Origin of the sequence: Mesorhizobium sp. M0088, assembly GCF_040322895.1 — a bacterium.
In the GTDB taxonomy this organism is placed as follows: Bacteria; Pseudomonadota; Alphaproteobacteria; order Rhizobiales; family Rhizobiaceae; genus Mesorhizobium.
This window is the reverse complement of sequence record NZ_JAMYUI010000014.1, coordinates 156,830-173,142: the sequence shown is the minus strand read 5'-3', so window position 1 is coordinate 173,142 and position 16,313 is coordinate 156,830. Positions and strand designations below refer to the sequence as shown.

The window sequence follows — 16,313 nt, the reverse complement described above, 5'->3', positions numbered from 1 at the left end:
GCCTACCATCGCATGGTCGAGGCGTCAGGCTCTCGCGAAACCGACATGGCGCGGGCGCCTGCGTGACAGCACCGGCGTGGAACCGGGAAGGCCGACCTCGTTCAGGCGATCAGCACGCGCGGCTCGAAGCGGCCGTTGACGGGAATATCGAGCAGAAAGGTCATGCCGCCCTGCAGATCCAGCAGACGCTGCTTCTCATCCTTGCCCGACCACGCGGAGGTGACCGCCAGCCTATCGGCCTTGGCGCCGACAAAGGCCGGGCAGGATGGCTGCGTCACCGGCATGGCGACCGTGCGGACGAGCTTGCCGTCGGGTCCATAGGCTTCGATGACGCTGCCGCCCCAGACGGCGTTCCACAGGATGCCGTCGCGGTCGAGCACGGATCCGTCAATATAGCCCTTGGCCGAGCGGTGATCGACGAACAGCTTTGGCTCACCGGCAGGCAGGCCGGTCGCCGGGTCGCAGGCGACGCGCATCAAAAGCCCGGTCGAGGTGTCGGTGTAGTAGGCGATTGCGCCATCCTCGGTAAAACAGATCGAATTGGAGACGGTGATGTCCGAAAACAGGCGGCGCAGTTCGCCCTTGAAAAACCAGTAGATCGAGCCGGCGCCTTTTTCCTCGCCCTTGCCCATGGTGCCCATCCACAAGGCGCCGCAGGGGTGGACCCGGGAATCGTTGGAGCGTGTGACCGGATTGTCGGCCTCGACAGGCGTGTGCAGCGTCAGTTTGCCGGTCGCGACGTCGCGGACATAAAGGCCGGTCTCGGCGGCGATCAGCTGGCGCTTGTCGTCGATGATTGCGATGGCGCTCGCCATCCGGCCAAGCTCATGGACGGTGGTTGCGCCGCCGGACAGCCGCTTTTCCAGAAGCTGGCTGTTGACTATGTCGAACCAGAACAGCGTATCTGTGGCGGGATCGTAGCTCGGCCCTTCGCCGAGCTGGCAGACGTGATCGGAAAAAACCGAAACGATCGCTTCGCTCATCATGCTTCTCCGAACACCGCATCCCAGGCCGTAACGGCAGCGTGCGCGCGCGCGGCCACCTCGTCGACGCTCATGCCCGGCTTGAACAGGCTGGAGCCCAACCCAAAGGCGGTCACGCCGGCAGCCTTGTAGCCGGCAAAATCTTTTTCAGAGACACCGCCGACGGCGCCGACCAATGTCTGCGCCGGCAACACGGCGCGCATCGCGGAAATGCCGCCGGCGCCCAGCACGCTCGCCGGGAAGAATTTCAGCGCCGAGGCGCCGAGCTTGATTGCCAGGAAGGCTTCGGTCGGCGTGAACACGCCGGGCATCGTCACCATGCCGTAATGCATGGCGCGCGCCATCACCTCGGCATCGATGTTGGGGCTGACCAGCAGCCGCCCTCCGGCCTGGTGCAAGCCATCGACATCGGTCGGGGTCAGCACCGTGCCGGCGCCGACCAGCGCCGTTTTCGGCAGCACTTGGACGATGCGGGCGATCGACGAGAACGGTTGCGGTGAGTTCAGCGGCACTTCGATCGCCTCGATGCCGGCGTCGAACAGCGCCTGGCCCATGGCCATCGCCTCGGTGGGCTTGAGCCCGCGAAGGATGGCAACCAGGCCGCGCTTGAGTTTTGGAAACGGTGCGGTCTGGCTCATCGAGTAACTCCGGTTCTGGCGATCATGCCGTTCTCACGCGCCGCCTCGACGAGACCGGCACGCACCGCCTCATCGGCATCGACGGCCCGAACCTCGAGGCCGGCAAGGCCAAGTGCCTCGCTGTACAGCGTTCCCAGCGCGCCGGAGGCGACCAGCACCACGGGTTCGGCGCCGGCGCCATGCCGGCGGCTGGCGGAGGCGATCTCGCCGCCGATCAGAAGGCCGGACAGGCAGGCGGCGGCATCGTCGGCTTTCAAATCCTGCAGCAGGCCGGCGGCGCGGATGGAAAACAGCCGCGAGGTGACATCGCCGCCTTCGCCCAATGCGGTTTCGCACCAGCGGCGGAAGAACGGATTGTCCGATGTGACGGGCTTGGGATGTTCGCCGAGCGAATGGCGCAGAATCGAATGCGCGGCAAGCACCGAAAACAGCTCGCCGGTCGGCCAGGTGCCGAAGCCGGTGACAGTACCGTCCTCGACCAGCACCCATTTCGAATGGGTGCCGGGCATGCAGGCCAGCTGGCGCCCCTTGGCCTGCAGGCCGGCGCCGGCAAGCTGCGTTTCTTCGCCGCGCATGACGTCGGGCGCATCGGCCAGCCGCTGGGCAAGGCCCGGAACGATGCGGATGTCGCGGCTCTGGCCGGGCACGCTGGCAGCACCAGCAAGGATGGCGCTAAGCGGCGCCGGCACCGTGACATAGGGCGCTTCCAGCCAGCCCTGGCGAGATCCGGCCATGCCGCAGATGATGACGGGCAACGCTTGCGGCGCTCCCAAGGCTGCCAGATGCCCTTCGAGGATGGTCGAAAAGCCCTTCTGCTGCGCCGTGATCAGGCCATCGTCGCCACGGCGTTCGGCAAGCACCTTGCCTTGCCCGTCGATCAGCCAGACCCGCATGCGGGTCGTGCCCCAGTCGACGGCGGCGACCGCCGGTGCGTTGCCGGCTGGGCTCACAGGAAACCTCCATCGACGACCAGCATCTGCGCTGTCAGCATGCGCGAGGCGTCCGAAGCGAGGAACAGCACGGTGCCGACGATGTCGTCCGGCTGCATCACCTGCTTGATGCACTGCTTGGCAACATGGGCGGCAAGCCCCTGTTCGGTCACCCAGAGCTCCTTCTGCCGCTCGGTGATCACCCAGCCAGGCGCAATGGCGTTGACGCGGATGCCGTCGACACCGAGCTTGCCGGCCAGCCCCTTGGTCAGACCGAGGATACCGGCCTTGGCCGCCGTGTAGGACGGTATGTCGGGGTGGTTGATGAGATAGGATGTCGAGGTGAAGTTGATGATCGAGCCGCCGCCCGCCCGCTTCATGCCCGGCGCCACCGCTTGCGCGGTGAAGAAATGCGGCCGCAGATTGATCGCTTGGTTGTTGTCCCAGAACTCGACCGTCACGTCCTCGACGGCGTGGCGTTCGTCCCAGGCGGCATTGTTGACCAGCACGGTGACATCGCCATGCGCCTCGGCGGCCTTCGCGGCGGACGCCCGCAGGGCCTCGACGTCGCGCAAATCGGTCTTGAGATAGAGAGGCCGGCGGCCGAATTCTTTCTCGATGCGGTCGGCAAGAGCCGTGCTTGGGCCGTCGGCGATGTCGATGAAGGCGACATTGGCGCCTTGGCGCACAAAGCCCTCGGTCAGTGCAGCACCTATTCCGGAACCGCCGCCGGTGATCAGCACCGAGGTTCCTTCGAGGTCGGCAAAATGCGCCGATGGCATCATCGTTCCTGTCTCCCAGCGCATGACCCCGAAAATCGGATCGATTTTCGGAAAGGGATCATGCGCAAAATGTAAATTGCTACAGCGTCCTTTGCGCGTCCAAAAGGACGCGCGGCGCTGTAGCGTGACCGGCGCGCATCCTAGCCACGCAAGGCGCGCGGGCAAGGGCGAACCGTCGAATTTCAGGGCTTATGTCAGACAAAACGACAATGCGCCGCACCGGATGCGCATGGCGGCACCGTCGGGATTACGGACTACGGGGAATCGCCGGTCAGATCGCCTTGGCGCGCAGGGCGCCGCGAAAGGAATCGCGGAGATAGCCAAGCGTGGCGTCGGCATCGACCGGCTTGCCGAACAGATAGCCCTGTCCGCCGGCGCAGCCGAACTGGACCAGGCGATCAGCCTGCGCTTCCTGCTCGATGCCTTCGGCGACGACGTCCATGCCGAGCCCCTCGCACATTGCGAGGATGGCGCGGATGATGTGCTCCGAGGGACGGTCGTCGAGAATGGAGGAGACGAAGGCGCGATCGATCTTGAGCTTGTCGAAATGGAATTCCCGCAGACGGCCGAGCGAAGACTGGCCGGTGCCGAAATCGTCGAGCGAGACGCGGATGCCGACGCGGCGCAGATCCTCGACGATCTGCGCGGCCGAGGCCGGGTCGTTCATCAGGCCGGTCTCGGTGATCTCGATCTCCAGCCGGCGCGGATCGAAGCCGGTGCGGTCGAGGATCGCCAGTATGTGCAGGCCGGTGTTCTGGTCGACGAGCTGCGAGGGCGACAGGTTGAAGGACAGGAACAGGTCCTTCGGCCAGCTTCGGGCGGCCTCCGTCGCCTTGCGCAGCACCAGCTGCGACAGCGGGCCGATGATGCCACGCTCCTCGGCGATGGGAATGAAGACGGTCGGCGGCACCGAGCCGAGGTCGCGATCGGTCCAGCGCGCCAGCGTCTCGAAGCCGATGGTGCGGCGCGTGGCGAGATCGACAATGGGCTGGAAATGCGGCTCCACCTCGCCGGCCGAGACAGCACGGCGCAGCGCCTGTTCGATGCGGGTGACGCGCTTGGCCGCCTCTTCCATCTCACGGGTGTAGACGACGACGCGGCCACGGCCGGAACGCTTGGCGTGGTAGAGCGCCGTCTCGGCCTTGTTGATGAGGATTTCCGTGGTCTCGTCGCCCGAATAGAACAGCGAGCAGCCGACCGAGGCCGAAAGCCTGGCGGTGCGTTCGCCGACATCATAGGGCGCCGACAGGATCTCGATCAGCATGCGGGACTTTTCGGCCGCTGCATCCTCGCTGAACACCAGGGGATAGAGAAAGGCGAATTCGTCGGCACCGATGCGGCAGACCGTGGAATGGCCGTCCATCGAGGCGCGTAGCCGCATCGCGACCTGGATCAGGATGTCGTCGCCGGCCTTGTGGCCGAACAGATCGTTGATCGGCTTGAAGCCGTCGAGGTCGAGAATGCCGACGGTAAAGGGCGCGGGATCGTCGGCCCGGTCGGCGATCAGGCGATCGACCTTGTCGAAGAAGCGGCGATGGTTGCCAAGCCCGGTCAACGGATCTGTGAATGCCAGATCCGTGCTCTCCCTGTTTGCCTGACCGGTGCCAAACGAAGTTTGCATCGGTGTCCCTGTTTGTGACGTCGGAATTTATTTTCAGACTGGCAGCAAACCCTTTAGGAAACGTATCGCGAAATCGATTTTCCACGGGCAACCGCGACTGTTTCGAAGGATCGATGAAAGCAGCGCATTCGGGTGTCGGATGCCAATCCCAGGAATGTCGCGATTGGCAGACGGGCAGTGAGCCTGTACAGGCAAGACAGTCGTCCATCCGAGCCGCCGGAGACCCGCCATGAAGCTGAAAATCGCCGTCCAGATGGACCACATCTCCACCGTGTCGATCGCCGGCGACACCTCGTTCGCGCTGTCGCTGGAAGCGCAGCGGCGCGGCCATGAGCTGTTCCACTACACGCCGGATCGGCTGTCGTTGCGCGACGGCAAGGTGTTTGCCCGCATCGAGGAAATGCAGGTGCGCGACGAGAAGGGCAGCCACTATTCGCTGGGCGAGAAGGTGCGCACCGACCTGTCGGAGATGGATGTGGTCCTGCTGCGCCAGGATCCGCCCTTCGACATGAACTACATCACCACCACGCACATTTTGGAGCGCATCCATCCGAAAACGCTCGTGGTCAACGACCCGGCCTGGGTGCGCAACAGCCCGGAAAAGATCTTCGTCACCGAATTTGCCGACCTGATGCCGGACACGCTGATCACCAAGGATCCGCTGGAGGTCGCCGCCTTCCGCAAGGAATTCGGCGACATCATCGTCAAGCCGCTCTACGGCAATGGCGGCGCCGGCATCTTCCATCTGCTCGAGGCCGACCGCAACCTGGCCTCGCTGCTCGAAATGTTCGGCCAGTTGTTCCGCGAACCCTATATCGTGCAGCGCTATCTCAAGGACGTGCGCAAGGGCGACAAGCGCATCATCCTGATCGACGGCGAGCCGGTCGGCGCCATCAACCGGGTGCCGGCCGAACACGATTCCCGCTCCAACATGCATGTCGGCGGCCGTGCCGAAAAGACCGAATTGACAGAGCGCGAACGCGAGATCTGCGCCCGCATCGGTCCAGCGCTGAAGGAGCGCGGCTTCATCCTGGTCGGCATCGACGTCATCGGCGACTACATGACCGAGATCAACGTGACCTCGCCGACCGGCGTGCGCGAGGTCAAACGCTTCGGCGGCGCCGACATCGCCAGCCTGTTCTGGGATGCGGTCGAGGGCAAGCGCGGGTAAGCCGTTTTCATTTTGTCTTAACCATGTTCCGTTTTTGCAACCGCGCTCGATTCCGCTGCAACCCACGCGCTCAACTGTTCCCGTAATGTTCTTGATTTGACCGTTGAAGTGTGATTGTCTGCCCTACGGGGCCATTCCTGGCCTGATCGCAGGGGCTGGGGCCAGCCTGAATTGGGGTTGCACGATGGTGGCGCGGGTTCGCACGGTCGCTTTCCAGGGCATCGAGGCCGTGCCGGTCGACGTGCAGGTGATGATCGCGCCCGGCAAGGTCAACATGCACATCGTCGGCCTGGGCGACAAGGCGGTGGCCGAAAGCCGCGAGCGGGTGCAGGCCGCACTGCATGCTTCCGGCCTGTCGATGCCGTCGAAGAAAGTCACGGTCAATCTGGCGCCGGCCGACCTGCCGAAGGAAGGCAGCCACTACGACCTGCCGATCGCGCTTGGCCTGATGGCTGCCCTTGGCGCCATTCCGGGCGACATGCTGGCCGGCTATGTCGTGCTTGGAGAATTGTCGCTCGACGGCACGATTGCCGCGGTCGCCGGCGCCTTGCCGGCGGCGATCGCCGCCAATGCCGAGGGCAAGGGCCTGATCTGCCCGTTCGCCTGCGGACCGGAGGCGGCCTGGGCTGGAAAGGATTTCGACATTCTGGCGCCGCGCAGCCTGATTGCCATCGCCAATCATTTTCGCGGCACGCAGGTGCTGTCGCGCCCCGAGGCCGGCATTCATGCCGCCGCGCTGGATTTGCCCGACCTCGCCGACATCAAGGGCCAGGAGACCGCCAAGCGGGCGCTGGAGGTGGCGGCGGCCGGCGGGCATAATCTCTTGATGATCGGGCCGCCGGGCTCGGGCAAATCGATGCTGGCGCAGCGGCTGCCGTCGATCTTGCCGCCGCTGGCGCCGAAGGAATTGCTCGAAGTCTCGATGATCGCCTCGGTGGCGGGGGAACTCGGCGAAGGCAAATTGACCGACCGGCGGCCGTTCCGCGCGCCGCACCACTCGGCCTCGATGGCGGCGATGGTCGGCGGCGGCATCCGCGCGCGGCCGGGCGAGGTGTCGCTGGCCCATCACGGCGTGCTGTTCCTCGACGAGTTTCCCGAGTTCACGCCGCAGACGCTCGATGCGCTGCGCCAGCCGTTGGAGACCGGCGACTGCATGATCGCGCGGGCGAACCATCGCGTCACCTATCCGGCGCGCATCCAGCTGGTGGCGGCGATGAACCCGTGCCGCTGCGGCATGGCCGGCGAGCCGGGCTATCGCTGCCTGCGCGGCGAGCGTTGCCGTACCGACTATCAAGCGCGCATTTCGGGTCCGCTGCTCGACCGCATCGATCTCAGGATCGAAGTGCCGGCGGTCTCGGCCAGCGACCTGATCCGGCCCGACCGGGCGGAGAAAAGTGCCGATGTGGCGCTGCGCGTGGCACGCGCCCGCACCATCCAGCGCGAGCGCTTCGAGCGGCTCGGCGCCACCCGCGCCACCACCAACGCGCATTGCGCGCCATCGGTCATCGAAGAGATCGCTATGCCGGACGCCGCCGGCCTGTCGCTGCTCAAGGACGCCAGCGAAAAGCTCGCCTTTTCAGCGCGGGCCTATCACCGGGTGCTGAAGGTGGCGCGGACGCTCGCCGATCTCGACGCCAGCGAAACCGTCGGCCGCATCCATCTGGCCGAAGCGATCTCCTACCGCATGAGCTCGGAGCGGATGGCGCAGGCGGCGTAGGTCCGCCGACAAGCCGGCCTCGCCACATTGCATTCCGCGATCACGCCACAATCCTGCCGCTGCGGAATCGATCATCGGCGCGGACCTGATTGTCCGCTTGGCGGCGTCGGACCAAGGTCTTGGTCTCCGCATTGGACATTCCTTATTTAGACAATGCGAATATGGTTGTGGTCGGGGAGCCCGCTATGTTCATCGACTATTACGAAGTTTTGGAAGTTAGCCCGAACGCCAATTCGGAGACGCTGGAGCGCATATTTCGCTATTTTGCGATGCGCTATCATCCAGACAATCGCGAAACCGGCGATGAAGCCCGTTTCAGTGAAATCGTGGAAGCCCACAACACCCTCAAGGACCCGGTCAAACGCGCTCAATACGACATCGCGTACAGGGACCATGCCGGCCTTCGCCGTGAATTGACCGAGGAAGCCAGCAACACCAAAGGCATCGAGCGGGATGTCGTGATCCAGGCCAGGCTGCTGTCGCTGCTTTACGCGAAGCGCCGGCACGACGTCAGCAATCCCGGTATCGGGGATGTGGAGCTCGAACGCCTGTCAGATTGTCCGCGAGAGCATCTCGAGTTTCATCTCTGGTATCTGAAAGCGAAGGGCTGGATAGCAAGAGTGGAAAACGGGACGATCGCGATTACGGTGGAAGGCGTCGATCGGGTCAACTCCGAACACCGTCGCGATCCCACCATCCGGCTCCTGGACCATACAGCTCCCTGACGCCTCACCTCCGGAGGAAGCCAGGCCGCCGGCCGCTTGTGCCTGCTCAGCCCTGCTGCGCCTTCAGTTCCAGCCGCCGCGCGTGCAGCACCGGCTCGGTGTAACCGTTGGGCTGGACGCGGCCCTTGAAGACCAGGTCGCAGGCGGCGAGGAAGGCTATCGACTTGTCAAAGTCAGCCGCCATCGGCTGGTAAAGCGGGTCGCCCTCGTTCTGGCGGTCGACGATGTCAGCCATGCGCTTCATCGTCGCCATCACCTGGTCCTCGCTGCACACGCCGTGGTGCAGCCAATTGGCGATGTGCTGTGAGGAAATACGCAGCGTGGCGCGGTCTTCCATCAGGCCGACATCGTTGATGTCAGGCACTTTCGAGCAGCCGACGCCTTGGTCGATCCAGCGCACGACATAGCCAAGAATGCCCTGCGCGTTGTTGTCGAGTTCCTTCTGGATGTCCTCGGGCGACCAGTTCGGCCGCACCGCGACCGGCACCGACAGGATGTCGTCGAGCCTGGCCTTCGGCCGGTTCTTCAGCGCCGCCTGCACGGCGTGGACATCGACCTTGTGATAGTGCGTGGCATGCAGCGTCGCCGCCGTCGGCGACGGCACCCAGGCGGTGTGGGCGCCGGCCCTGGGGTGGGCGATCTTCTGTTCCAGCATGGCAGCCATCAGATCGGGCATCGCCCACATGCCCTTGCCGATCTGGGCGTGGCCGGCCAAGCCGCATTCCAGCCCGATGTCGACATTCCACGCCTCGTAAGCGGAAATCCAGGCGGCCTGCTTCATGTCGCCCTTGCGGATCATCGGGCCGGCTTCCATCGAGGTGTGGATCTCGTCGCCGGTGCGGTCGAGGAAGCCGGTGTTGATGAACACGACGCGCTCTTTTGCGGCGCGGATCGCCTCCTTGAGGTTGACGGTGGTGCGCCGCTCCTCGTCCATGATGCCCATCTTGATGGTATTCCTGGCCATGCCGAGCAGCGCTTCGACGCGGTCGAATATCTCGACGGCGAAAGCGACTTCGTCGGGCCCATGCATCTTGGGTTTCACGACATACATCGAGCCCGCGCGGGAATTGGCGCGGCGGCCGTTCGGCCCTACATCGTGCAGCGCGATCAGCGCCGTCATCGCCGCATCCATGATGCCTTCCGGAACCTCGTTGCCGTCGCGATCCAGTATCGCCGGGTTGGTCATGAGGTGGCCGACATTCCTGACCAGCATCAGCGAGCGGCCGGGCACGGTCAGCGTGCCACCGGCGGGCGTCGTGTAGGAGCGGTCGGGATTGAGCTTGCGGACAAAGCTCTTGCCGCCCTTGGTGATCTCTTCCGCCAAATCGCCCTTCATCAGGCCTAGCCAGTTGCGATAGATGACGACCTTGTCTGGCGCATCCACCGCCGCGACCGAATCCTCGCAGTCCTGGATGGTGGTCAGCGCCGATTCCAGGATGACATCGGCGATGCCAGCCGGATCGGTGCGGCCGATCTGGTTGTTGCGGTCGATGACGATCTCGATGTGCAGGCCGTTGCGCACAAGCAGCACGGCATCGGGATTGGCGGCATCGCCGCGATAGCCGACGAATTGCCTGGGGTCGGCCAGCGTCGTCGAGCCGGCGCCGGCGCTCAGCCGCAAGGCACCTTGCGCCAGCGACAGACCATTCACGCCGGCCCATTTGCCCAGGGTGAGCGGGGCAGCCTCGTCGAGAAAGGTCTTCGTCCAGGCAACGACCTTGGCGCCGCGCGCCGGATTGAAGGCTTTGCCCTTTTCGGCGTCATCCGTTTCGGGGATGGCATCGGTGCCGTAGAGCGCGTCGTAGAGCGAACCCCAGCGCGCATTGGCGGCGTTGAGTGCATAGCGCGCATTCATCACCGGCACGACCAGCTGCGGTCCGGCAACATCAGCGATTTCCGGGTCGACATTCTCGGTCGACACGCTGAAGGCCGGGCCTTCGGGAACGAGGTAGCCGATCTCTTTCAGGAAGCCCTTATAGGCCTCCATGTCGACCGGCGCGCCATGATCGCGATACCAGCCATCTATCTGTTCCTGGACGGCGTCGCGCTTTGCCAGCAGCGCCCGGTTCTTCGGCGCCAGATCATGGACAATGGCCGAAAAACCGTTCCAGAAGGCGTCCGCTTCGATCCCCGTGCCCGGCAGCGCTTCCCTGGCCACGAACTCATGCAGCTCGCGGGCAATCCGCAATCCGGCGATCTCGATGCGGTCGGTCATCAGGCTACTCCAGATGAAAGGCTTTGCGGGCCTTTGGCATGTCAGGTTTGCCGGGTCAATTCAGCTTAGGGTGAAGGTGGCGTATTTCGCCGCCCCGCTCAAACCGCAATGCGCGGCCTTCCCGAGGCCACGGCCACGACATGCGCCTCGATGAACATGCGCTGGGCTTCGACGGTCGAGACCCGGAATTCGGTGGCGACGTCGATCTCGGCGCTGTCGGTGCCGGCATCCCTGGCGCGCTCCGCGACGATGGCGCGGACATCGGCCTCGGCCGCCGCGATCGCTGCCGCCTCGTCGAGGAAATCGCGCACGGTCTCGCCCGAGGCGAGACGAAACAGCCCTTCCATGGGCTGGCTGACCCGCGCCTCGGCCGAAACCCTGACCTGGCCGACGACGGCGCCGAGCGCGTTGGCGACATCGGTATCCGTGGGCACCACGCAGTCATTGCCGATCAGCGGCGGCAGCCCGGCATAGTGCAGCGGCGCCGAGGCGCCGAGGCCGATGACCGGGCGGTCGAGCGCAACGCTCAGGCGGGCAATGCCGGGATGCGCGTCGACCGCGCGCTGCACCAGGGCGTGCGCCACCGTCGACGCGCCATCGAGCCCATCCTCGGCAAAGGCGGTTTCGAGGATATATTCGGCCGACCAGCGCGTCAGCGTCACCAGCACCCGTTCCGAGATCGCTTCCGGCGAAGCAGCGATGTTCTGGCCACGGCCGTCACGCTTGCGGGCGAACAGTTCGGCGCCGAGGCGCGCGGCGATGGGATCCCAGTTCGCCTGCTTGCCGAGCACATGGGCGGCGTCCGATGGGGTGAAGCCGGCGACATGCACCAGCCCGCGCGACACAAGCCGGTTCAGCGTCGCGTTCTGCGCGTTCGAGGTCAAAAGCCTGTCGACGGCGAGCGGCACGGCACCAATCAGCTCGTAGAGCTTGGCTTCGGCGCCGGTCAGGCCGGCGGCGAGCCGGTCCGGCACGCCGGTGCGCACCGCGAAGCGGCCGTCCATGCGGCCGGGATTGGGCGCCCGCAACTGGCGCTCGAGTTCCGATGTGACGGCGCTGCCATGCGCCATGCCGGCCAGCGCCAGCGGCACCAGGCGGCGCGGCCCGAGCAGGATCTTCGGGTTGAGCGCGCCGTCCTCCAGCGTCACTTCGGAATCGCCGCCGAGGCCGAAGGTGCGCATGGCGACAGCCTCGACCATGGTGCGGAAGCCGCCGACGGTGGCGCCTTCCGGATCGAGCCTGGGACGGCCGCCATCGAGCACGGCGACGTCGGTTGTGGTGCCGCCGATATCGGAGACCACAGCATTGTCGAGCCCGGTCATGTGGCGGGCGCCGACCAGGCTGGCGGCCGGGCCGGACAGGATGGTCTCGATCGGCCGCTGGCGGGCAAACGCGGCCGAAACCAGCGCGCCATCGCCGCGCACCACCATCAGCGGGGCTGCGATGTTGCGTTCTCCAAGAAAACCTTCGGTTGCCGCCACCAGGCGGTCGATCATCGAGATCAGCCTGGCGTTGAGCAAAGTGGTCAGCGCCCGGCGCGGGCCGCCGAGCTTGGCCGACAACTCGTGGCTCGATGTGACCGGCAGGCCTGTCTTTTCGCGGATCAACTCGCGGGCGGCGATCTCATGCGCCGGATTGCGGGTGGCAAAATAGGCGCAGACGGCAAAGCCGGACACCGACGCGCCGAGTTCCGGCAGCATCGCTTCCAGCCCAGACAGGTCGAGCCTGGCGGCATTGCCATGCACGTCGTGACCGCCCGGACAAAAAACCACCGGATCGGTGCCCAGCGCGGCCTTCAGCCCGTCGCGGGCGAGGTCGCCCTCGGAAAAGCCGATCATCACCAGCGCGACACGGCCGCCCTGGCCCTCGACCAGCGCGTTGGTGGCAAGCGTCGTCGACATCGACACCAGCTTGATATGAGCCGGATCGGTTCCGGCTTTCTGCAGCACCGCATCGACGGCGCCGGAAATGCCGACGGCAAGATCATGCCTTGTGGTCAGCGCCTTGGCCTTGGCCAACACCTTGCCCTTGTTCGGCCCTTCTTGCGGGCCTTCCGTTTCAGACCACAGCACGGCATCGGTATAGGTGCCGCCGGTGTCGATCCCGAGGAACAGCGGCTTTGGCTTGGTCTTGGCAGTCATTTTTGGCGGCGGTCCGGGTGGCAATTTATTTGTCCCTGCTCTTAGCCGATACGGAGCGGGCGATAAAGCCGCGAGCGCTGGGCCACGGGTAATCTCCCCCCTCGAGGGGGAGATGTCGCCAAAGGCGACAGAGGGGGTCGGCACGACTGGATGCGACTTCATACGAGGCGAAAGAGGAAGCCAGCGCTCTACGCGAGACGACCCCCTCTGGCCTGCCGGCCATCTCCCCCTCAAGGAGGGAGATCGCAGCTACCCCACAAACCCCACCTTCTTGTGCGTCCCATCGCAGAACGGTTTGTTGGCGGAATGGCCGCAGCGGCAGAGGAAGGCGCGTTGCGTACGGTCGACCGTATGGCCGGTTCCGGTGACGATCTCGAGATTGCCCTCAAGCTTGAGCGGGCCATTGGTGGTCGGCGTCACTTTCAGCGGACCGTTCCTCGCTTCGAGCGCCAGCGTGTCCTTCAGCGGCGGCTCGCCGGTGGCGGCAAAACCGGATTTGTTGTGGCTGCCGTCGCAGAACGGCTTGTTCTCCGAAGCGCCGCAGCGGCAGAGCGTGGCACGATAAGAAGTCTCGCCGTCGAGCACGATCTCGGCGTGTACCGCCAGCGGGCCGTTTTCCCGCAGCCGCACCGTGTTGACCACCGGTGATTGCTCCTGCGGCCCGCCATCCTTCCTGACATAGGTGATGGCGCCCGACGGGCAGCTTTCGGCGATGGCGACGATCTTCTCGACGCTGGCCGCCTCGGGATGGATCCATTGGCCCGGCGCGTTGGGCACGAAGACACGCGGATCGCCGAGCACGCAGTTGCGCGAGTGGACACAGCGCTTGCCGGAAAACCCGACGTCGATCTTGTCGCTTTCGACCATGCCGGCCATAGCTGGGCTCCTTTTGCCTGAAGCACGTCGCGTCTGAACAGTTCGAGGCGGCGCGCGCTGGGTATTTGCACAGGCTATGGCTCCGGCCCGAAGACCGTCAAGCTGGCAAACCGGTCAGGGGACCAGTTCGATCTCCTCGGTCTCGCCGCCGCTACAGGTGTAGCAGCAATCCTCGCATTTTTCCGTGTTGCCGGGACCGACGCCCCAATAGGTGCCCTCGTCGCCATCGACCCAGGCGCCGTAGCAGATCGATTCGCCCGCGTTGCAGGATATCGGCAGCTGCTTGGTCTCGCCGTCGTCGAGGAAATAGTCCTTGTCCTCGCCTGGCCAGACATAGTCGCGATCCTGGCTGTAGAGCTCGACGCGCATGGCGTTCGGGTGGCTGTTCTTGATGGCGAAGGTGACATCGTCGGCTTGCGCCGCCGACGCAACCAGCATGACGAAGGACAGCGCGGCCAGCATGCGGCGCGCATAGGCATGAAACATGATAACCCCCCGAATAAGCGGCCCACCCGGCCGCGGGGCGACCATTGCATGCAGCGCTGAATCGCGGAAGTGGACCGGACGAAGCGATCCCTGACTTAATTTGGGTCCAACGACACTTCCGCGCTCTACGGCACCAGATCGATCGTCTCGGTCGAGTGTTCCACGCAGATGAAGCAGCAGGTGTCGCAGGGCTGGTCATTGTCCGGCCCGACGCCGGCCGAGAGGCTGTCATTGCCGTCGGCCCAGGCGCCATAGCAGATATGTTCGCCCTGATTGCAGGACAGCGGCACGGATTTCTGCGACTCGGGTTCGATCAGGAACACCTTGTCATTGCCCGGCCAGACCGTCTCACGGTCGCGGCTGAACAGCTCGACCGCGACAGATTCCTTGCGCAGGTTCTTCACGAAGAAAGCCATGTCGGCGGCCTGCGCCGAGGCGGTGAAGACCAGCGCCGCCAGTGCAACCATACGAAACAGCGTCACGGCCTGGATCTCCCGAATCATCGCGGCAGAATCGCATGCCTGCCCGCAACTAGGAAGGCGCGGAACCCTGCGTTGCGATGTCATGCCCCAGCCGCACCGTTTCATGCACCAGAAGGTCGAGATCTTCGCACCGTGTGCGATGATTGGTGATCGCCACGCGCAACCAGTGCTCGCCATGCACCGTGGTGTCCGAAAGGGCCGCAATGCCCTGTTCCTGAAGCCGCAGCATGACCTCCGTGTTGAGCGTCTTCAGAGCCTCGCCTGTCAGACCGGGCTGATAGCGGAAGCAGACGATGTTGACGGTCGGCGACGCCGCCAGCTGCAATTGTGGCGCGGCCTCGATCAAGCCGGCAAGATAGACAGCCTGGGCAATGTTCTGGTCGATCAGGCGGCCGAATTTCTCGACGCCGTGCTCCTTCAGCGCCATCCACACCTTCAGCGCGCGAAAACCGCGCGACGTCTGCAGGCCGTAATCATGCAGCCATTCGCCGGAAGCAAGGCCGCGCGGCGTCGATTCGAGATATTCCGGCGTCACCGCGAAGGTCCGGCGATGCGCCGCGGCATCCCTGACCAGGGCGCAGCCGACCTCGAATGGGGCGTGCAGCCATTTGTGCGGATCGAGCGCGACCGAATCCGCCCGTTCGATGCCGGCGACGCGATGCGCGTTTTCAGGCGCAATGGCGATCAGCGCGCCGATGCAGCCGTCGACATGGAACCAGAGGCCTTCCTCATGTGCCAGCTTCGCAAGCGCCTGCAAATCGTCGATCGCCCCGGTGTTGACGGTGCCGGCCGTACCGATGACGCAGGCCGGCTTGAACCCTGCTGCGCGGTCCTCAGTGATCGCCGCACGCAAGGCAGCGATATCGATGCGCAGCCCGCTATCGGTCGGGATGCGGCGCAGTGCCCGGTTGCCGAGGCCGAGTGCCTCCATCGCCTTGCGGTGGCACGAGTGTATCTGCTCCGAGCCGTAGAAGCGCAGCGGCTTCTCGATGGCAGCAACGCCATGCTCGCGCACGTCGATGCCGGCCTTGACGTTGCGCGCCACGGTCAGCCCTATGATGTTGGCCATCGAGCCGCCGCTGACCAGCGTGCCGCCGGCAGAAGCCGGAAAGCCCAGCATCTGCTTGCACCAGTTCACCACCTGGCTGTCCATCAGCCCGGCCGCGTGGTTGCCGCCGCCGAGGTTGGAGCCCTGGATGGCCGCCAGGAAATCGCCGAGCGCGCCGGTGAAGTTGCTCGACCCCATATACCAGGACCAGAAGCGCGGATGGGTGTTGCCCATCGGATAGGACATCACCGTGCGCGAGACCTCGCCATAGACGGCGGCAAGCGGTGCCGGCGAACGCGGCAGCGGTGCCGAGAAGGCCTCTCTCACATCGGCCGGCATCTCCCGCCAGACCGGGCGGTCGCGCACATCGCGGAGATAATCGACCGCATCGTCGATGACCCGGTGCGACAGGGCCTGCACATCGGCCCAGTCCGGGGGATCGAGCGTTTCCTCGGCCACCAGGCCGAGGCTTTCTTGCATGGCGTCCATACCAGATCTC

The 16,313-nt window shown here is 65.1% G+C and carries 14 protein-coding genes; 3 read left to right on the top strand and 11 right to left on the bottom strand.

Annotated features, from left to right (window positions below):
* Positions 1-101 precede the first annotated feature (101 nt).
* The 5 genes from NKJ67_RS18560 to NKJ67_RS18540 form a co-directional block, all read right to left on the bottom strand.
* Positions 102-983 (bottom strand): SMP-30/gluconolactonase/LRE family protein, encoded by an 882-nt coding sequence (locus NKJ67_RS18560; protein WP_352582274.1) that lies wholly within the window; start codon positions 981-983, stop codon positions 102-104.
* Positions 983-1,621 carry a 2-dehydro-3-deoxy-6-phosphogalactonate aldolase gene (locus tag NKJ67_RS18555; protein WP_027040209.1) on the bottom strand — a complete coding sequence of 213 codons (639 nt, stop codon included), beginning with the start codon at positions 1,619-1,621 and terminating at the stop codon, positions 983-985. The genes NKJ67_RS18560 and NKJ67_RS18555 overlap by 1 nt, the downstream gene beginning before the upstream one ends.
* Entirely contained in the window at positions 1,618-2,571 is a 954-nt protein-coding gene (locus tag NKJ67_RS18550) for a 2-dehydro-3-deoxygalactonokinase (protein WP_352582271.1), read from the bottom strand. Before NKJ67_RS18550 ends, NKJ67_RS18555 begins: the two co-directional genes overlap by 4 nt.
* The gene (locus NKJ67_RS18545; protein ID WP_352582269.1) at positions 2,568-3,335 is read right to left on the bottom strand and encodes an SDR family NAD(P)-dependent oxidoreductase; all 768 of its coding nucleotides are present in this window, start codon (positions 3,333-3,335) and stop codon (positions 2,568-2,570) included. The genes NKJ67_RS18550 and NKJ67_RS18545 overlap by 4 nt, the downstream gene beginning before the upstream one ends.
* A gap of 268 nt (positions 3,336-3,603) precedes the next feature.
* Positions 3,604-4,953: a putative bifunctional diguanylate cyclase/phosphodiesterase gene (locus NKJ67_RS18540; protein ID WP_292457186.1), complete on the bottom strand. Its 1,350-nt coding sequence runs from the start codon at positions 4,951-4,953 to the stop codon at positions 3,604-3,606.
* Between the two features lie 229 nt (positions 4,954-5,182).
* Between NKJ67_RS18540 and gshB the strand changes: the two genes are divergently transcribed.
* The 3 genes from gshB to NKJ67_RS18525 all read left to right on the top strand — a co-directional run bounded on the left by gshB (position 5,183) and on the right by NKJ67_RS18525 (position 8,566).
* Positions 5,183-6,124 carry a glutathione synthase gene (gene gshB, locus NKJ67_RS18535; protein ID WP_352582266.1) on the top strand — a complete coding sequence of 314 codons (942 nt, stop codon included), beginning with the start codon at positions 5,183-5,185 and terminating at the stop codon, positions 6,122-6,124.
* Positions 6,125-6,308: 184 nt separating this feature from the next.
* A complete protein-coding gene (locus NKJ67_RS18530) occupies positions 6,309-7,841 on the top strand; it encodes a YifB family Mg chelatase-like AAA ATPase (RefSeq protein ID WP_127408270.1) in 1,533 nt (510 codons plus the stop codon).
* 185 nt (positions 7,842-8,026) lie between these two features.
* The gene (locus NKJ67_RS18525) at positions 8,027-8,566 is read left to right on the top strand and encodes a J domain-containing protein (RefSeq protein WP_352582264.1); all 540 of its coding nucleotides are present in this window, start codon (positions 8,027-8,029) and stop codon (positions 8,564-8,566) included.
* A 46-nt stretch (positions 8,567-8,612) separates the two neighbouring features.
* Here the strand turns inward: NKJ67_RS18525 and NKJ67_RS18520 are convergent, their stop codons facing one another.
* The 6 genes from NKJ67_RS18520 to NKJ67_RS18495 form a co-directional block, all read right to left on the bottom strand.
* Entirely contained in the window at positions 8,613-10,781 is a 2,169-nt protein-coding gene (locus NKJ67_RS18520) for a malate synthase G (protein WP_352582262.1), read from the bottom strand.
* Positions 10,782-10,879: 98 nt separating this feature from the next.
* The gene (locus NKJ67_RS18515) at positions 10,880-12,922 is read right to left on the bottom strand and encodes a hydantoinase/oxoprolinase N-terminal domain-containing protein (protein WP_352582260.1); all 2,043 of its coding nucleotides are present in this window, start codon (positions 12,920-12,922) and stop codon (positions 10,880-10,882) included.
* Positions 12,923-13,171: 249 nt separating this feature from the next.
* The gene (locus tag NKJ67_RS18510; protein ID WP_352582258.1) at positions 13,172-13,798 is read right to left on the bottom strand and encodes a CDGSH iron-sulfur domain-containing protein; all 627 of its coding nucleotides are present in this window, start codon (positions 13,796-13,798) and stop codon (positions 13,172-13,174) included.
* Positions 13,799-13,912: 114 nt separating this feature from the next.
* Positions 13,913-14,284, bottom strand: a complete 372-nt coding sequence (locus NKJ67_RS18505) for a hypothetical protein (RefSeq protein ID WP_027040247.1) — start codon at positions 14,282-14,284, stop codon at positions 13,913-13,915.
* A 125-nt stretch (positions 14,285-14,409) separates the two neighbouring features.
* Entirely contained in the window at positions 14,410-14,766 is a 357-nt protein-coding gene (locus NKJ67_RS18500) for a hypothetical protein (RefSeq protein WP_127318989.1), read from the bottom strand.
* A gap of 49 nt (positions 14,767-14,815) precedes the next feature.
* Positions 14,816-16,303 carry a pyridoxal phosphate-dependent decarboxylase family protein gene (locus NKJ67_RS18495; protein WP_352582255.1) on the bottom strand — a complete coding sequence of 496 codons (1,488 nt, stop codon included), beginning with the start codon at positions 16,301-16,303 and terminating at the stop codon, positions 14,816-14,818.
* Between the last annotated feature and the right edge of the window lie 10 nt (positions 16,304-16,313).

Coding starts and splice junctions, on each gene's coding strand:
- NKJ67_RS18560 (WP_352582274.1), bottom strand. CDS start 983: ATGAGCGAAGCGATCGTTTCGGTTTTTTCCGATCACGTCTGCCAGCTC.
- NKJ67_RS18555 (WP_027040209.1), bottom strand. CDS start 1,621: ATGAGCCAGACCGCACCGTTTCCAAAACTCAAGCGCGGCCTGGTTGCC.
- NKJ67_RS18545 (WP_352582269.1), bottom strand. CDS start 3,335: ATGATGCCATCGGCGCATTTTGCCGACCTCGAAGGAACCTCGGTGCTG.
- NKJ67_RS18540 (WP_292457186.1), bottom strand. CDS start 4,953: ATGCAAACTTCGTTTGGCACCGGTCAGGCAAACAGGGAGAGCACGGAT.
- gshB (WP_352582266.1), top strand. CDS start 5,183: ATGAAGCTGAAAATCGCCGTCCAGATGGACCACATCTCCACCGTGTCG.
- NKJ67_RS18530 (WP_127408270.1), top strand. CDS start 6,309: ATGGTGGCGCGGGTTCGCACGGTCGCTTTCCAGGGCATCGAGGCCGTG.
- NKJ67_RS18525 (WP_352582264.1), top strand. CDS start 8,027: ATGTTCATCGACTATTACGAAGTTTTGGAAGTTAGCCCGAACGCCAAT.
- NKJ67_RS18520 (WP_352582262.1), bottom strand. CDS start 10,781: ATGACCGACCGCATCGAGATCGCCGGATTGCGGATTGCCCGCGAGCTG.
- NKJ67_RS18515 (WP_352582260.1), bottom strand. CDS start 12,922: ATGACTGCCAAGACCAAGCCAAAGCCGCTGTTCCTCGGGATCGACACC.
- NKJ67_RS18510 (WP_352582258.1), bottom strand. CDS start 13,798: ATGGCCGGCATGGTCGAAAGCGACAAGATCGACGTCGGGTTTTCCGGC.
- NKJ67_RS18505 (WP_027040247.1), bottom strand. CDS start 14,284: ATGTTTCATGCCTATGCGCGCCGCATGCTGGCCGCGCTGTCCTTCGTC.
- NKJ67_RS18495 (WP_352582255.1), bottom strand. CDS start 16,303: ATGGACGCCATGCAAGAAAGCCTCGGCCTGGTGGCCGAGGAAACGCTC.